Below are 16,182 nucleotides of genomic sequence, written 5' to 3'. Positions count from 1 at the left end.
TATGTTCCCTATTGTAACAAATTTCACATATATTTTTCACAAAAAAGGCGGCTCTCCGCATGAAGAGTCGCCTACATCAAATTTGAGTCATGACCGTTTTGCGTAAATAGTGATGCAGCTGTTCCACCGGAATCGGTTTACTGTAATGATATCCCTGGATGAGTGAACCACTATATTCTAATACGAAAGCCAGTTGTTCCGGTCGTTCGACCCCTTCCGTGACGATATCGAGGCCGAGTGTGTGGAACGTTTGATACAATCCTTCTAATAACGCTCGATCAAATTTGTTCTCGGGAATCCCCTTGACGAAATTCTGGTCAATTTTAATGATATCAAGACGTAGCGATTGAAGGTAAGATAGCGATGACGTGCCGACGCCAAAATCATCGAGTGATATTTTGACACCGATCGTCTTCAACGCTTGAATGAACTGTTGGAGTTCATATACATTCCCACCGACCTCGCTTTCTGTGATTTCTACATGCAATCGATGAGGTGGGAAGCTCGTTTTGGTGAGCGTTTCTTCTAGTGCCTCTAAAAATGACCCATCTAAAATCTGGCGTTTCGACACATTGACAGACAAAAATAAATCAAAGCGTTCCGCATAGTCTTGAATCTCCGTGATGGCTTTTACAAGTACCCATCTTCCCACATCCGAAATGAGCCCAAGTTGTTCGGCAACAGGAATGAAGACACCTGGGGAGACGAATCCTTTTTGAGGATGATGCCAACGAATTAACGCTTCTACTCCTCTCACTTGAAACGGTTTTGGTGAGACGATTGGTTGATAATACAATTCGAATTCGTCGTGACGCAGCGCATATCGCAAATCTCTTTCCATCTCGAGCGCCTGCAAGTAATGGCTCCCGTCTTCGATGTCCTGATAAGAGAGGATCTTGTCCTTCCCTGATGCTTTAACTTCGTGTAAGACGACATCGAGACGTGCCATCATGACCTCATAGGAATGATGGGAAGGTTCCAACTCATCAATTCCGATACTTAACGTCAGATGATTCATGCCTTGCTTTAAGCCCCACTCTCTTAAATCTTTCACCAATTGATTCGCAACGATCACTAACTCTTCGGTCGCCCATCCAGGGTGAATCATGATGAATTCATCAGCTCCGATTCGGGCAACAAAACCATCCTCTTTGTAAAACATCAATCGGGACGCAAAGAAGGTTAACATCGCATCACCCGTCCGTTGACCGAACTGGTCGTTGATTCGTCGGAAGTTGTCGAGGTCAATTCCCATCACACCGATCGAGTAGGACGTGTTCGGCAAGTTCATGAACATGTCTTCAACGGCCAAGCGGTTCGGAAGACGTGTCAGAGAATCTCGAAAGGCACGCGTCAATGATTCTTTCTGTGTCTGTTCAAGCGCATCTAATACTTCATTTATACTGACTGCCATCTCTTCGATTTCATCCTGCTGATGTGGATTTAAACGAATTCGTAAGCGACTGTTTCGCTCTTTCGTGATCCACTTCAATTCTTTAACGATGTCCATTAACCGTTTCGTGACGATTTGATTCACTGTCCAAAACAAGGTCAACAATAGTCCGAGACCGAGAACGAGAAGTCCAAGCATACCCGTTTCTAACATCGTCTGTGTGTTTGAATAATACGTACGCTTCACCGAAAAATTGACTTCCCAGTTCGCATCTTGATAGACCGACTGCAGTGGTAACGAGACACGGGCAAACTGATTGTCTTGCTCAATCGTCAATCGTTGATGCGAGAGTGGACTGATAGAAAGTTTCGTTTTTGCCTGTACGCTCATCGCCGCCATGAAGTCTGGACCAATTTTTTGAATGAGGACAAGCGTACCCCCAGGTTCCCCAGTTCCATCACTCTTTACGATCGGATGGCTCATGAACACGACGGGGCCGAAGTCTGTACCGTATACCGCACTTTGTGTGACTCCAGACGAGTTGACGTAACGCACCAGTTCATTTATGAAATCATTCATTTCATTCTTACTGTCCAACTCATAAAATTGATTGAATTCGGAGTAGACGACTTCTCGATTGTCATTGAGGAAAATCATCGCCCCGACCCCAAGATTGTCGAGCGTTTCTTTTCCCATATTGTTTTCAATAAACGACTCATTTTTGTTTTGAACGAAATCGTAGGCGTTTGTCCAGACCGACCAATCGACAAGGATGCGCTCGAGCATGCTTCGATGATTGGCGAACACTTCTGTCACGCTCTCGATTTGATTGTGGGTCATCGCCTTGTCCTGTTCAATGCTCTTCTCTACGAAATACGGTTTGATGACAAATAGAATGACGCCAATGAAGAGTACGATGTTAACGGCAATCGCAATGAATAGTTTTGTTTGAACACGCAGGTCGACCACCCTCTTTCCTCAAGCTACTTTATTATTGTAGAACAGGATATCGAGATTCCCTTTTTTTCGCATGAAAAAAAGGATGGGTTGACCCATCCTTCAAATAATCTGTGTGAACGCTCGCGACCCGATATCTGTCCGGTGGAACGTATCCGGCAAATCGAGTTGTGCGATGGCTTCATAAACGGCTGTCTTCGCTTCAAGTAGCGTCGGTTTCGTCGCGGTGACAACGAGCAAGCGACCACCGCTTCCAACGATTTGACCGTCTTGCTGTGCAGTTCCAGCATGGAAGACGAGAACGTCCGGCGGGAGCGCATCAAAACCAGACAGTACTTGCCCGGTGACAGGTCGGTCCGGATAACCTTTCGCTGCGATGACGACACCCATTGAATAGCCGTCGACCCATTCAATCGAATATGGCTCTTTGCGGATGACCGTTTGAATCACGTCGAGGAGCGGTGATTTCAAATTCGGCAAAATAACTTCTGTTTCCGGGTCACCAAAGCGAGCATTAAATTCAATCACTTTTGGTCCGCTCGATGTCAAGATCAGTCCGGCGTATAAGAATCCTTCAAACGGAGTTCCTCGTTTGACCATCGTTTGAGCGAGCGGTTCGAGAACCGTCTTCACCGCTTCGTCATACACGTCTTCTGACAAGTGTGGCATCGGACTGTAGGCGCCCATACCACCTGTGTTCGGTCCCTTGTCACCGTCATAGGCACGTTTATGATCTTGAGACGTAATCATCGGAATGACACGCTCTCCCGAGACGAACGCCATGAGTGAAAACTCCTCCCCCTCAAGGAACTCTTCGATGACGACCTGTGACTGTTGACCGAATTTATCCGTAGTGAAAATATCACGTACCGCAGCTTCTGCCTCTTCCACTGTGAACGCGACCGTGACACCTTTACCAGCAGCAAGACCGTCGGCTTTAACGACGAGCGGTGCTCTAAGTTTCTGAATATAGGAGAGCGCCGATTCTGCGTCAGTGAACGCTTCGTACGCTGCTGTCGGAATCCCTGCCTCCATCATGACCTCTTTTGCGAACGCCTTGCTTCCCTCGAGCAAGGCCGCTGCTTTTGTCGGTCCAAAGATGTTTAGTCCTTTAGCACGGAACGTATCGACGACCCCTGCCATCAAAGAAGACTCCGGTCCGACAATCGTCCATTCGATGTTCGTTTCTTCTGCGAACTGTACAAGTGCCTCGACGTCTGTCTCATTGATCGATACACATGTCATACCTTCCATGAAGGCGTTACCTGGTGCAACGAAAACGTGATGTCCGTCTTGTTTTAATTTCCATGCGAGCGCATGCTCGCGTCCTCCTCGACCGATGACCATTACGTTCATGACGCGAACCCCTCTCAGTGTTTGAAATGTCTGACCGATGTGAACACCATTGTAATACCGTGACGGTTTGCCGCTTCAATCGATTCGGCATCGCGGATCGACCCACCTGGTTGGATGATGGCTGTAATGCCTGCCGCTGCTGCCGCTTCGACCGTGTCTGCCATTGGGAAGAACGCGTCACTTCCAAGCGCTGCGCCAGTCGCACGTTCACCTGCTTGTTCGAAAGCGATTTTTGCAGCTCCGACGCGGTTCATCTGCCCCGCTCCGATTCCAATCGTCGTCTCATCTTTCGCTACGACAATGGCGTTTGATTTCACGTGTTTGACGACGCGCCATGCGAGTTTCAAATCTTCCCATTCGGATGCTGTCGGGCGACGGTCCGTCACGACTTGGCAAGCTGCATCATCGAGTGTCATGTCGTCCCCATCTTGTACGAGTAATCCTCCAGCGACAGCTGTTAAGCGCATCCCTGTCATTTGACCCATATCCAACGTTAATAGACGAAGATTCTTTTTCTCTTTCAATCGTTCAAGTGCTGCTTCACTAAAGGATGGAGCAATGATGATCTCTAAAAAGATGTTACGAAGGGCATCTGCCGTTTCTACATCGACTTCGCGGTTCAAGGCAACGATCCCACCAAAAATAGAGACCGAGTCAGCCGCATGTGCACGCTCGAACGCCTGAGAAATCGTCCGTCCTACTGCGACACCACATGGGTTCATATGTTTGACGACGACAGCAGCCGGTTCGTTCAATTCGCTGAGTGCTTCAAGCGCCGCGTTCGTATCCTGAATGTTGTTATACGAAAGCTCTTTCCCGTGAAGTTGTGTCGCATTCGCAAGTGTCATCCCATCATACAATGGCGTCTTATAGAACGCTGCTTGTTGGTGCGGGTTTTCTCCATAACGAAGGTCTTGAACTTTTTCATACGTGACCGTCAACTGTTCTGGGAAGGTTTCCCCGATTTGACGCCCTAAATAATCGGCAATCAATGCGTCATAAGCAGCCGTATGACGGAACGCTTTCGTTGCGAGACGTTGACGTGTCTCAAATGATGTACCTCCTCCACGTACCTCATCTGCAACAAGTGTATAGTCACTTGGGTCGACGACGACTGTTACGCTCGCATGGTTTTTCGCAGCCGAACGCAACATGCTCGGTCCACCGATATCGATATTTTCAATCGCTTCTTCATACGTCGTATTTTCTTTTGCGATTGTCTCTTTAAACGGATAAAGATTGACGACCACGTAATCGATTGGTTCGATATCATGGTCTTTCATTTGAGCGACATGTGTATCGAGGTCGCGACGTCCGAGTAATCCGCCGTGAACGAGTGGGTGTAACGTCTTGACACGACCATCTAACATTTCTGGGAACGATGTCACCTCAGAGATGTTTTTGACCGGTAAACCGGCTTGTTGGAGTGCCGACTCGGTCCCTCCTGTCGAGATGAGTTCGATGCCCGCCTCATGTAGGACAGTTGCTAGTTCCACAATTCCTGTTTTATCAGAAACACTTAATAATGCTCTCACTTGAAAACCTCCTGTTGATTCAACACTTGTTGTAATACGCGCGGATACAGTTGATGTTCAATCGCTTGAATACGTCGTGTTGCCTCGGCACGATCGCATCCTTCAATCTCGACTGACGCTTGCGCGATGATCGGACCCGTGTCCATCCCCGCATCCACATAATGAACCGTCACGCCACTCGTCGACACGTTTGCGTCAAGCGCCTGACCAATCGCGTCTTTCCCCGGAAAGGCGGGCAAGAGTGAAGGATGAATGTTTATGATTCGGTTCGGATATGCGGATAGTAACACATTTCCAATCAAGCGCATATACCCTGCCAACACAATATAGTCCACTCGAAGCGAATCGAGAAGGACGAGGATTTCTTCCTCGAACTCCTCTTTAGACGCATACGTTTTCGGTGTGAAGGAAAAACTTGGAATCTCATAACGCTCCGCACGGTCGAGAACCGTCGCTTCTGGCTTGTCCGTGACGAGTAGCACGCATTCCGCTGACAATTGTCCATCGGCAATCGCCTGCCAAATGGCTTCTGCGTTACTCCCCGACCCTGATGCAAAGATGGCAAATCGTTTCATTGGTCCACTCCTGAGATTCGGATTCCTGGACGACTCTCGACTTTCCCGATTCGATGCGCTGTTTCATCGACACGTTCGAGCGCCGCTTCGACCAGTTCCACATCTTCAGGACGTACCGTAATCATATAACCAATGCCCATGTTGAAGACGTTGAACATTTCCTGTTTCGAGATGTTTCCGACTTGTTCGAGCCAGTCAAAGACAGGAAGGCTTGGCCAACTCGATGCATCGAACGTGATCCCGAGTCCTTCCGGTAACATACGAGGGACATTCTCATAGAAGCCACCACCTGTGATGTGTGCCATTCCTTGTACTTTACCTGTCGAAATCGCCGCTTTCGCCGCTTCAGCGTAAATGCGTGTCGGAAGAAGCAACGCGTTCCCAAGTGTTGTATCGAGCATCGCAATTTCATCCGTATAGTGAAAACCTTGCGCTTCGACGATATGACGTACAAGAGAAAAACCATTTGAATGAACCCCTGAAGAAGCAAGCCCTAGAACGACATCTCCATCCTGAATCGTCGAACCGTCGAGTAAGTGCTCTTTCTCAACGACCCCGACCGCAAACCCGGCAATGTCATACTCCCCATCCGGGTACATTCCAGGCATCTCAGCCGTTTCTCCTCCGACGAGGGCACAACCTGCTTGAACACATCCTTCAGCGACCCCGGCGACGATGCGCTCGAGTTTAGCCGGCTCTGCTTTTCCTGTCGCGATATAGTCGAGAAAATAGAGCGGTTCTGCTCCATGAACGAGGCAATCGTTGACGCACATCGCGACGCAATCAATTCCAATCGTGTCATGTTGGTCGAGCGCGAAAGCCAACTTCAGCTTCGTCCCGACCCCATCCGTCCCACTCACGAGAATGGGATGTTTCATGTTCATCGAGCCGAGATCAATCATCGCCCCGAAACTACCGAGTCCTGTCATTACTTCTGGACGCATCGTCCGGGCAACATGACGTTTCATACGGGATACGGCCTCGTACCCTGCTTCTAAATTCACACCCGCTTGTTCATATCGAACGCTCATCGGTTTTCCCCCTTAAGCCTTTGTCTCTGTCACGAGTTCTGCAAGTTCAGTCGGATAAAGTCCCGTGAAGCATGCAGCACACTGCCCGCGTAACGCTCCTTCGAATGGACGATCGATGGCTTCGACCGTTCCATCTAATGTGAGGAACGCTAGTGAATCGGCACCAATCTCTTCTCTAATTTCTTCAATGGATTTGGTTGCCGCAATTAACTCTTCCTTCGTTGATGTATCGATTCCGTAATAGCATGGATGCTTGATTGGCGGTGACGTGATGCGCACATGCACTTCCGTCGCGCCTGCCTCTCGAAGCAAAGTGACGATTCGACGGCTCGTCGTTCCTCGGACGATGGAATCATCGACCATGATGACCCGCTTCCCATTCACGACACCGCGTAACGCCGACAGTTTCATCTTCACGCCGCGCTCCCGTAATTCCTGAGAAGGTTGAATGAATGTCCGTCCGACATAACGGTTCTTAATAAGTCCCATCTCGTATGGGATTCCACTTGCTTCGGCATAACCGATTGCCGCGGAAATACTCGAGTCCGGCACCCCCGTCACGACATCCGCTTCGACCGGTGCTTCTTCGAACATCTTTTTCCCCATGGCTTTACGCGCCGTATGCACGTTGATTCCATCGATGATCGAGTCCGGACGTGAGAAGTAGATGTATTCCATCGAACACATCGCTCGAACTGCCGCTTCACTGAAGCGTTCAGATGTGATGCCTTCATTCGTAATCATGAGTAACTCACCTGGTTCAACATCTCGGACATACGTCGCTCCTACGACGTCAAACGCACATGTCTCTGATGCGAAAACGTACGCACCGTCTTCCGTCTGCCCGAGTGACAAAGGACGTAACCCATGAACGTCGACTCCGACGTACAGGGCATCTTCCGTCAAAAATAAGAAGGCGAATGCTCCAACGAGACGAGCCAAACTATCTGCAATGCGTTCTTTCAATGAATTACCGCGACTCCGCTTAATGAGATGGGCCACGACTTCCGTGTCGGACGTCGTCTGGAAGATCGCACCTTCCGCTTCGAGCATATGTTTCAACTCAGTCGCATTCACAAGGTTTCCGTTATGCGCCATCGCCAAATCACCTGTCAACGATTTGAAATGGAGCGGTTGAACGTTCTCGAGCGTGTTGCCGCCCGCTGTCGAGTAGCGTACGTGACCGATCGCATGATTCCCGGTGAGTGCGTCAAGAGACGTTTCGTCAAATACTTCGGTGACGAGTCCAAGTCCACGTTTCGCGTGGAGACGCTCTCCGTCTGCCGTTACGATTCCCGTTCCTTCTTGGCCACGGTGCTGCAAACTGTGAAGTCCGTAGTAGGCAAGGTGTGACGCTTCGATGTGACCGAACACACCGAAGACGCCACATTCCTCGTTCATGCCTCGGATGTCATATAACATGGAATAGCTCCTTCCCATACACGTTCCAACTCTTGCACATCCATTTCAATCAAGCGATCGCTCGCTCGAACAACAACAGTTGCCGCTTCTGTGACCGTACCGATTGCCGTTCCGTTCGTCATGCTCGCGAATGCCTCTGCTTTTGTTTGGTCGACTGTCACGAGGAAGCGTGACTGGGATTCACTAAATAACGCAGTGACGAGTTCTGTATCGATTGTGACGTCGACACCAAACCCTGTTCCGAAAACAAGTTCTGGTAACGCTGCCGCAAGACCACCTTCTGACACATCGTGTGCCGCCGTGACAAGACCTTCACGAATCGCTTGAAGTAATGCTTTCTGTGTCTGACGCTCTTCCTGAAGGTCGAGTGTCGGCGCATGTCCGCTCACTTTTCCGTCTTGGAGCATTTGAAGGGCACTGCCACCAAATTCTGCTTTTGTCTCTCCGAGTAAGAAGACGACGTCTCCGGCTTGTTTCGCAAACGATGTCGTAATATGCTCTGGCTTCTCAATGAGACCGACCATTCCAACGACCGGTGTCGGATAAATGGCTTGTCCGTTCGATTCGTTGTACAACGATACGTTTCCACCAATGACAGGTGTATCGAGCGTCCGGCACGCTTCCGCCATTCCTTCAACGGCTTGGTCGAGTTGCCAGAACCCTTCCGGTTTATCCGGGCTGCCGAAGTTGAGACAGTCCGTCAAAGCAAGAGGCTCTGCACCACTTGCGACGATGTTACGTGCCGCTTCAGCGACAGCGATTGCCCCACCGACACGCGGGTCGAGATAGACGTATTTCGCGTTACAGTCGGTCGTCATCGCGAGCGACTTCTCCGTCTCACGAATGCGGATGACTGCGGCATCACTGCCCGGTGCGACGACTGTCGATGTTTGAACCATATGGTCGTATTGCTCATACACCCAACGTTTCGAAGCGATACTTGGCATCGCAAGGACGTCTTTCCACGTTGCCATCACATCTTCGACGATTGGTGTAACAGGACTCATGGCTTGGAAAGCTTCGTAGTAGGCTGGTACTTTTGAAGGTTTATGATAGACAGGAGCGTCTTCTGCGAGCGCGTCGACCGGTACTTCGGCTGCAACTTCTCCTTGGTGAACGAGGCGAAGCACTTTCTCTTCGATGACCTCGCCGACTTTGATCGCGTGAAGTCCCCACTTCGTCACGATCGCTTCAATCTCGTCTTCATGTCCAGCTTTGACAACGAGAAGCATCCGCTCTTGTGATTCCGATAGCATCATCTCGTAAGGCGTCATGCCTGTCTCACGTTGCGGGACGAGGTCTAAGTTCATCTCGATCCCCATGCCGGCTTTTGAGGCCATCTCCGCTGAAGAAGATGTCAATCCAGCTGCCCCCATGTCTTGAATCCCGACGAGCGCCGGGTGTTTGATGACTTCGAGACACGCTTCAATCAATAGCTTCTCCATGAACGGGTCTCCGACTTGTACGGCTGGACGCTTTTCGTCCGCGTCTTCCCCGAGTTCTTCAGAGGCAAATGTGGCACCATGGATTCCATCGCGTCCTGTCGTCGCTCCGACATACATGACCGAGTTTCCGACACCTTCTGCGATTCCTTTTTGAATGTCTTCATGACGGATAAAACCGACACACATCGCATTGACGAGTGGATTTCCAGAGTAAGCCGGGTCAAAGGCGACTTCGCCACCGACAGTCGGGATACCGACACAGTTTCCGTAACCGGCAATGCCTGACACGACATGACCGAATAAATGTTTCACACGTGATTCGTTCAAATCTCCGAAACGGAGTGAGTTCAATAATGCAATCGGACGGGCACCCATCGAGAAGATGTCACGGATGATTCCGCCCACCCCAGTCGCCGCCCCTTGATAAGGTTCAATCGCTGACGGGTGGTTATGACTCTCGATTTTAAAGGCGACAGCTTGACCGTCTCCGATATCGACGATTCCCGCCCCTTCTCCTGGTCCTTGTAAGACGTGCTTTCCGGTTGTAGGAAACTTCCGGAGCACAGGTTTCGAGTTTTTGTACGAACAGTGTTCAGACCACATGACCGAGAAGAGACCGATTTCTGTATAGTTTGGTTCCCGGCCAAGCAGTGAGACGACGAGTGCGTATTCGTCGTCCGATAATCCCATCGTGGCATAAATCTTTTCATCGCGGATTTGCGTAGCTGTCGGTTCAGTTGTAAGTAACATGTCGTGCCCCCCATTTTACAATTGACGTGAATAACCGTTTACCGTCTTCCCCACCGAGCAATGCTTCGACCGCACGCTCTGGGTGTGGCATCATGCCGAGTACGTTTCCTGCTTCGTTCGTGATGCCGGCGATATTTTCGACCGATCCGTTCGGGTTCTCTTTATAGGTGAACGCAATCTGACCATTTGCCTTCAATGTCTCGAGTGTCGCCTCGTCACAGTAGTAGTTGCCCTCACCGTGTGCGATTGGCACGCGAATCGTTTCCTGTGCCGCATAGTCACTTGTGAACATCGTCTCGTTATTTTCAACGACGAGTTCGACAGTCTTACACATGAATTTCAAATCACGATTTCGCATCAACACGCCTGGGAGGAGTCCCGCTTCGACAAGTACTTGGAATCCGTTACATACCCCAAGCACCGGACGTCCTTCTTCTGCGAAACGTTTTACCTCCGCCATAATCGGTGAAAATTGGGCGATTGACCCGCAACGCAAGTAATCTCCATATGAGAAGCCACCTGGTAAGAGCACCCCATCGAACCCTTCAAGTGAGGTTTCTGTATGGAACACGTATTCCGCTTCTTCCCCGAGCACGTCTTTTACCGCGTGATACATGTCGAGGTCACAGTTTGATCCTGGAAAGACGATGACCGCGAACTTCATGCAAGTACCCCCATCTCGATTTCATAATTCTCAATAACCGTGTTGACGAGTAATTTCTCACACATCTCTTTGACCATGCCTTCTGTCGTTTCGTCAGCGACCTGAAGCTCGATGACTTTCCCGATGCGGACCGATTCAATTCCAGCGAATCCAAGATGCTCAAGTCCGCCTTTCACAGCTACTCCTTGTGGGTCGAGTACACTTTCACGTAATGTCACATACACGTTTACTTTTTTCATTGTCCATTTCCCCCTATGCGTGTTAACAATTGTCCATACGTCTCAGTCAAAGAACCTAAATCGCGACGGAATACGTCCTTATCCAACTTTTGTTTCGTCTCTTTGTCCCACAGTCGGCACGTGTCTGGTGAAATCTCATCCGCTAAGATGATGGTTCCGTCCACTTTCCCGAATTCTAGTTTGAAATCAATCACGTCAATGCCATGTTGACCGAAGAAATCGAGTAATACATCGTTTACCCAAAGGCCAAGTTGTCGCAATGTTTCGACTTCTTTATGTGTAGCGACTTGCAACAAACGGATATGGTCTTCTGTGAGGAGTGGATCCCCAAGAGCATCATCCTTATAGTAGAACTCGACAATCGGTGCAAGGAGCGGTGTCCCTTCTTCCCAACCGAGTCGTTTCGCCAGGCTTCCAGCCGCTACGTTTCGGACTACCACTTCTAACGGAATGATGTCGACACGGCGTACCAACTGTTCTCGCTCTGAGATTCGTTTGATAAAGTGCGTCGGAATCTTGTTGTCATGCATCAATTCGAACAGCTGTGTCGTGATGGCGTTGTTCAGGATCCCCTTCCCATCTATTGACTCTTTCTTCTCTCCATTGAATGCTGTCGCATCATCTTTGTAATACACGCGAAGCACACCCGCTTCTTCTGTCTCAAATAACGCTTTCGCCTTGCCTTCATAAATTGCTTTCATCTGAACCGTCCCCCTTAAAAGTGAGAGGGGCATATCGCCCCTCAACGATTACAAACCACAGCGTTCAAAAATTGTATCGACACGGCGTACGTGATAACGCGGATCGAACAATTCATCGAGCTCTTCACTCGTAAAGAGTGCGCCCATTTCTTTGTCCTCTTCAATCAATGTTCGGAACATCGTCTCTTCTTCCCACGCTTGCATCGCCTTCGGTTGAACCGCGTCATATGCAGCTTCACGCGACCAGCCTTTCTCGATGAGACCGAGTAGAATACGTTGCGAGAAGATAATCCCAAACGTACGGTCCATGTTGCGACGCATGTTATCTGGGAAGACCGTCAAGTTCTTCACGATATTGCCGAAGCGATTCAACATATAGTTGAGAAGAATCGTCGCATCCGGAATAATGATGCGTTCTGCTGACGAGTGCGAGATGTCACGTTCATGCCAAAGCGGAACGTTTTCGTAAGCCGTCATCATATGACCGCGAATGACACGCGCAAGACCCGTCATGTTTTCAGAACCGATTGGGTTTCGTTTATGCGGCATCGCCGACGATCCTTTTTGCCCTTTTGCGAAGAACTCTTCCACTTCACGTGTCTCTGTCTTTTGAAGACCGCGAATCTCGGTAGCCATCTTTTCAATCGATGTCGCGATCAATGCGAGCGTCGACATATACTCGGCATGACGGTCACGTTGGAGCGTCTGTGTCGAGATCGGTGCGGCTTGGATGCCGAGCTTGTCACACACATATGACTCGATGAACGGGTCGATATTCGCAAACGTCCCGACGGCTCCACTCATTTTCCCAAACTCAATCGTTTCGCGTGCTGCCATGAAGCGTTTCTTGTTTCGCTTCATTTCTTCATACCAGAGGGCGAGCTTCAAACCGAACGTTGTCGGCTCTGCGTGCACACCGTGTGTCCGTCCCATCATGATGTCATATTTATGTGCTTTCGCTTTTTCTGCAAGAATGCCGATGAAGCGATCTAAATCGGCTTCTAAGATGTCATTTGCTTGCTTGATTAAGTACGAGAGCGCCGTATCGACGACATCCGTCGACGTCAATCCGTAGTGTACCCATTTCTTCTCTTCCCCGAGTGTCTCTGAGACCGCACGCGTGAACGCAATCACATCGTGACGCGTCTCTTGTTCAATTTCTAAAATACGATCAACATCAAACGATGCTTTGTCCCAAAGGACTTGTACATCTTCTTTCGGGATAATCCCAAGTTCACTCCAAGCCTCACACGCGTAAAGCTCAACTTTTAACCAAGCCTCGAACTTATTTTGATCAGTCCAAATGTTCGCCATCTCTGGGCGGGTGTAACGTGAAATCATAAAACGGTCTCCTTCCAAATTGCCAGTTGTTCGATGGTATGAAGTGCATCCTCGACCGTGTCACCGAGAACATTCAAGTGTCCCATCTTGCGACCCGTCTTCGCTTCATCTTTTCCATACAGATGTAGTTTAACATTCGATGGCAATGCTTTGATATTGAGTCGTTGCATATGTTCGCCTAGAAGATTGACCATGACGACCGGAGTGGTCAGTGTCGTTCGTCCGAGACGCATCCCAGTCACGGCTCGAATGTGTTGTTCAAATTGTGAGGTCTCACATGCATCAATTGTGTAATGTCCAGAATTATGTGGACGTGGTGCGAGTTCGTTTACGTAAAGGCGACCATCTGGCATGACAAACAACTCGACAGCGAGTGTTCCCATCAACCCGATGTGGTCTGCGAGTTGAAGTGCGAGATGTCTCGCATCTTCTTGAATCTCATCAGCCACACGAGCTGGTACGATGGATAGATGTAGAATGTTGTTATGATGAATATTTTCACTGATTGGGAACGTCGACGTTTCTTCTTCTCCACGTGTCACAATGACCGAGATTTCTTTTTCAAACGGCAACCAAGCTTCAGCGACATATTCTTGTTCCGTGAACTGTTCAATGAATGCCTGAACATCCTGTTCCGTCCGAATGACTGTCTGCCCTTTTCCGTCATAGCCGAAGCGACACGTTTTGACGACAAATGGCAACCCAAGCTTCTCTTTCGCTTCCCGAACATCTCGAACAGTACGGACTGAAACATAAGGTGCGACTCGTAGTCCCGCAGATTCAATCATTTGTTTTTCTAAGATGCGATGTTGCGTCGCTTTCAATACATCCATTCCTTGTGGACATTTTTCTTCAATCGCAGCAATCATCTCTGTGTCGATATTCTCAAATTCGTATGTCACGATGTCAGAACGGTCGGCGAGTTTCTTTGCGGCGTCGACATCATCAAATGAGGCAACAATTGAATCTGCCACTTGAGCAGTCGGTGCATGTGGGTTTGGATCGAGACAAAGTGTCGTATACCCCATTGCACTCGCACTAAGAGACATCATCCGTCCAAGTTGTCCTCCACCTAAAATTCCGATTCTCATCAGACCAACTCCTCCGTTCCTCGCATCGCCATCTCTTGTTTCTTCTCCCGAAATGCATCAAGTCGATTTGTAATGTCTGTGGAGTGAATGCTAAGAATTTGAGCAGCAAGTAATCCTGCATTTGTCGCTCCCGCTTTACCAATCGCAACAGTTGCTACTGGAACTCCTGCAGGCATCTGAACAATCGAGAGTAGCGAATCCATTCCATTGAGAGCTTTAGACTGAACTGGAACACCGATGACAGGAAGTGTCGTTTTCGCAGCTACCATTCCAGGGAGGTGGGCTGCTCCACCAGCACCCGCAATGATTACTTGAATACCTTTGCCTCGTGCCTCTTCAGCATATTCGAACATAAGGTCTGGTGTACGGTGAGCTGATACGACTTGTTTTTCATATGGAATCTGTAACTCATCTAACATGTCACATGTATGTTTCATCGTCTCCCAGTCAGATGAACTACCCATGATTACTCCAACTACTACGTTCATTCCAAATGTCCCCCTTACAAAAAGAAATCCCTAAACCGAGCAATCAGTTTAGGGTATAGGCATGACAAATACACGTCAGCTACACCCCATAGTCTGATCAGAATCGGTGATCAGGTAGAAACTTGCAAGCCATTTCCTTGCGATTATATGGAGCACTATTTATTTTTCCTATCTCACACGCCTATCGTACCTTGTTCTTTGAAAACATGTCAATAAACTGCGAACATTTTAATTGTCTGAATATTTATCGTTCGCTTTTTGGGTATAAGAAGAATCTTCTCTGTATATCCTGTGTTCTATTATAAAAGGGGGAGTTAGATGAGTTACATATCGAGTCTTCGGGAAGTGATTGGCAACCGTCCGATCATCAGCGTCGGAGCGACCATTTTGGTCATCAACCAAAAAAAAGAGGTACTGATGCAATTCCAATCGGATACTCTTGACTGGGGTTTACCAGGAGGATCGATGGAGCTCGGAGAAACGTTGGAAGAAGTCGCTGCACGAGAATTAAAAGAAGAAACTGGACTTTTCGCTAAGAAATTTGAATTCATTCAAGTCTTTTCCGGACCGGATGGTTACTTTAAATATCCGAACGGCGATGAAACATACGGTGTCATCCATTTATATCAGGCAAAAGGAGTACATGGAGAGCTTCTGATGGAAGACGGTGAAAGCCTGGCTCTTGAATACTTTAGTAAAGAGAACCTTCCTAAAAAGATAGAGAAACGCGCTCAAACTTTATTGGATGCGCTTGGAGACCGATGCTTTGAACGCAAGCATTCATTTTAAGATATAAAAAAGCCGTCACACAGATAGTGTGACGGCTTGGCATTAGGATTCTTTAGAGACGCATTCAAATAAAATCGATTGATGGGAATGGACAGGTTCATCTTTGGCTCCCGTTTGCTCAAAGACGGGCTTTTCAATGCGGCGTATAGGACGATAACCCATTTCATTGATCCGATCTAAACATTCGCTGACCGTTTCATTTGGTTCGACATATACTTTGATCTTCTTAGCCATTTCTTACGTCCTCTCTTCCACTAGACTAAATCGATGATAAGAAAAAACGGCGGCCCTTGAGCGAATGCTCCAGAACCACCGTTTGCCTGGCAACGTCCTATCCTCACAGGGGGAGATCCCCCAACTACTTTCGGCGCTGAGACGCTTAACTTCCGTGTTCGGCATGGGAAC

The 16,182-nt window shown here is 48.8% G+C and carries 15 protein-coding genes, 1 rRNA gene and 1 riboswitch; of the genes, 1 reads left to right on the top strand and 15 read right to left on the bottom strand.

From position 1 onward, the window contains the following. Positions 1–76: 76 nt before the first annotated feature. The 13 genes from KNO92_RS13500 to purE all read right to left on the bottom strand — a co-directional run bounded on the left by KNO92_RS13500 (position 77) and on the right by purE (position 14,988). Positions 77–2,362, bottom strand: a complete 2,286-nt coding sequence (locus tag KNO92_RS13500; RefSeq protein WP_214696728.1) for a bifunctional diguanylate cyclase/phosphodiesterase — start codon at positions 2,360–2,362, stop codon at positions 77–79. A gap of 90 nt (positions 2,363–2,452) precedes the next feature. Beyond that, the gene (purD, locus tag KNO92_RS13495) at positions 2,453–3,706 is read right to left on the bottom strand and encodes a phosphoribosylamine--glycine ligase (RefSeq protein ID WP_214696726.1); all 1,254 of its coding nucleotides are present in this window, start codon (positions 3,704–3,706) and stop codon (positions 2,453–2,455) included. A gap of 14 nt (positions 3,707–3,720) precedes the next feature. After that, positions 3,721–5,241: a bifunctional phosphoribosylaminoimidazolecarboxamide formyltransferase/IMP cyclohydrolase gene (purH, locus tag KNO92_RS13490; protein WP_214761707.1), complete on the bottom strand. Its 1,521-nt coding sequence runs from the start codon at positions 5,239–5,241 to the stop codon at positions 3,721–3,723. Further along, positions 5,238–5,816: a phosphoribosylglycinamide formyltransferase gene (gene purN / locus KNO92_RS13485; protein ID WP_214761706.1), complete on the bottom strand. Its 579-nt coding sequence runs from the start codon at positions 5,814–5,816 to the stop codon at positions 5,238–5,240. The genes purH and purN overlap by 4 nt, the downstream gene beginning before the upstream one ends. After that, on the bottom strand, positions 5,813–6,847 hold the full coding sequence (gene purM / locus KNO92_RS13480) for a phosphoribosylformylglycinamidine cyclo-ligase (RefSeq protein WP_214761704.1): 1,035 nt from the start codon (positions 6,845–6,847) through the stop codon (positions 5,813–5,815). Before purM ends, purN begins: the two co-directional genes overlap by 4 nt. A 12-nt stretch (positions 6,848–6,859) precedes the next feature. Continuing rightward, complete coding sequence (gene purF / locus KNO92_RS13475) at positions 6,860–8,269, bottom strand: amidophosphoribosyltransferase (RefSeq protein WP_214685454.1); 1,410 nt, start codon at positions 8,267–8,269, stop codon at positions 6,860–6,862. Continuing rightward, positions 8,245–10,464: a phosphoribosylformylglycinamidine synthase subunit PurL gene (gene purL / locus KNO92_RS13470; RefSeq protein ID WP_214696718.1), complete on the bottom strand. Its 2,220-nt coding sequence runs from the start codon at positions 10,462–10,464 to the stop codon at positions 8,245–8,247. The genes purF and purL overlap by 25 nt, the downstream gene beginning before the upstream one ends. Next, positions 10,448–11,128, bottom strand: a complete 681-nt coding sequence (gene purQ / locus KNO92_RS13465) for a phosphoribosylformylglycinamidine synthase subunit PurQ (RefSeq protein WP_214696716.1) — start codon at positions 11,126–11,128, stop codon at positions 10,448–10,450. Before purQ ends, purL begins: the two co-directional genes overlap by 17 nt. Further along, positions 11,125–11,367 (bottom strand): phosphoribosylformylglycinamidine synthase subunit PurS, encoded by a 243-nt coding sequence (gene purS, locus KNO92_RS13460; RefSeq protein WP_214696714.1) that lies wholly within the window; start codon positions 11,365–11,367, stop codon positions 11,125–11,127. The genes purQ and purS overlap by 4 nt, the downstream gene beginning before the upstream one ends. Continuing rightward, a complete protein-coding gene (purC, locus tag KNO92_RS13455; protein WP_147536348.1) occupies positions 11,364–12,068 on the bottom strand; it encodes a phosphoribosylaminoimidazolesuccinocarboxamide synthase in 705 nt (234 codons plus the stop codon). Before purC ends, purS begins: the two co-directional genes overlap by 4 nt. A gap of 48 nt (positions 12,069–12,116) precedes the next feature. Then, a complete protein-coding gene (gene purB / locus KNO92_RS13450; RefSeq protein ID WP_214696700.1) occupies positions 12,117–13,409 on the bottom strand; it encodes an adenylosuccinate lyase in 1,293 nt (430 codons plus the stop codon). Then, on the bottom strand, positions 13,406–14,500 hold the full coding sequence (gene purK, locus KNO92_RS13445; protein WP_214761702.1) for a 5-(carboxyamino)imidazole ribonucleotide synthase: 1,095 nt from the start codon (positions 14,498–14,500) through the stop codon (positions 13,406–13,408). Before purK ends, purB begins: the two co-directional genes overlap by 4 nt. After that, positions 14,500–14,988, bottom strand: coding sequence for a 5-(carboxyamino)imidazole ribonucleotide mutase (gene purE, locus KNO92_RS13440; protein ID WP_214761700.1), 489 nt, complete (start codon positions 14,986–14,988; stop codon positions 14,500–14,502). Before purE ends, purK begins: the two co-directional genes overlap by 1 nt. Positions 14,989–15,057: 69 nt before the next feature. Then, positions 15,058–15,159, bottom strand: a riboswitch (purine riboswitch). Positions 15,160–15,306: 147 nt separating this feature from the next. On the opposite strand from purE, the gene KNO92_RS13435 reads away from it, so the two are divergent. Next, positions 15,307–15,777, top strand: a complete 471-nt coding sequence (locus tag KNO92_RS13435) for an NUDIX hydrolase (RefSeq protein ID WP_214761698.1) — start codon at positions 15,307–15,309, stop codon at positions 15,775–15,777. 42 nt (positions 15,778–15,819) lie between these two features. On the opposite strand, the gene KNO92_RS13430 is transcribed toward KNO92_RS13435, so the two are convergent. Together KNO92_RS13430 and rrf are read right to left on the bottom strand one after the other, a co-directional pair. Then, a complete protein-coding gene (locus KNO92_RS13430) occupies positions 15,820–16,011 on the bottom strand; it encodes an NETI motif-containing protein (protein WP_015880702.1) in 192 nt (63 codons plus the stop codon). 84 nt (positions 16,012–16,095) lie between these two features. After that, positions 16,096–16,182 (bottom strand): 5S ribosomal RNA (gene rrf / locus KNO92_RS13425); the annotation flags it as partial.

This window comes from Exiguobacterium sp. s129 (assembly GCF_018617585.1).
Taxonomy (GTDB): domain Bacteria; phylum Bacillota; class Bacilli; order Exiguobacteriales; family Exiguobacteriaceae; genus Exiguobacterium; species Exiguobacterium aestuarii_A.
The sequence above is the reverse complement of the archived record's forward strand: the minus strand, read 5'-3'. Positions and strand labels throughout refer to the sequence as shown.

Coding starts and splice junctions, on each gene's coding strand:
- purD (WP_214696726.1), bottom strand. CDS start 3,706: ATGAACGTAATGGTCATCGGTCGAGGAGGACGCGAGCATGCGCTCGCA.
- purN (WP_214761706.1), bottom strand. CDS start 5,816: ATGAAACGATTTGCCATCTTTGCATCAGGGTCGGGGAGTAACGCAGAA.
- purM (WP_214761704.1), bottom strand. CDS start 6,847: ATGAGCGTTCGATATGAACAAGCGGGTGTGAATTTAGAAGCAGGGTAC.
- purF (WP_214685454.1), bottom strand. CDS start 8,269: ATGTTATATGACATCCGAGGCATGAACGAGGAATGTGGCGTCTTCGGT.
- purL (WP_214696718.1), bottom strand. CDS start 10,464: ATGTTACTTACAACTGAACCGACAGCTACGCAAATCCGCGATGAAAAG.
- purQ (WP_214696716.1), bottom strand. CDS start 11,128: ATGAAGTTCGCGGTCATCGTCTTTCCAGGATCAAACTGTGACCTCGAC.
- purS (WP_214696714.1), bottom strand. CDS start 11,367: ATGAAAAAAGTAAACGTGTATGTGACATTACGTGAAAGTGTACTCGAC.
- purC (WP_147536348.1), bottom strand. CDS start 12,068: ATGAAAGCAATTTATGAAGGCAAGGCGAAAGCGTTATTTGAGACAGAA.
- purB (WP_214696700.1), bottom strand. CDS start 13,409: ATGATTTCACGTTACACCCGCCCAGAGATGGCGAACATTTGGACTGAT.
- purK (WP_214761702.1), bottom strand. CDS start 14,500: ATGAGAATCGGAATTTTAGGTGGAGGACAACTTGGACGGATGATGTCT.
- purE (WP_214761700.1), bottom strand. CDS start 14,988: ATGAACGTAGTAGTTGGAGTAATCATGGGTAGTTCATCTGACTGGGAG.
- KNO92_RS13435 (WP_214761698.1), top strand. CDS start 15,307: ATGAGTTACATATCGAGTCTTCGGGAAGTGATTGGCAACCGTCCGATC.
- KNO92_RS13430 (WP_015880702.1), bottom strand. CDS start 16,011: ATGGCTAAGAAGATCAAAGTATATGTCGAACCAAATGAAACGGTCAGC.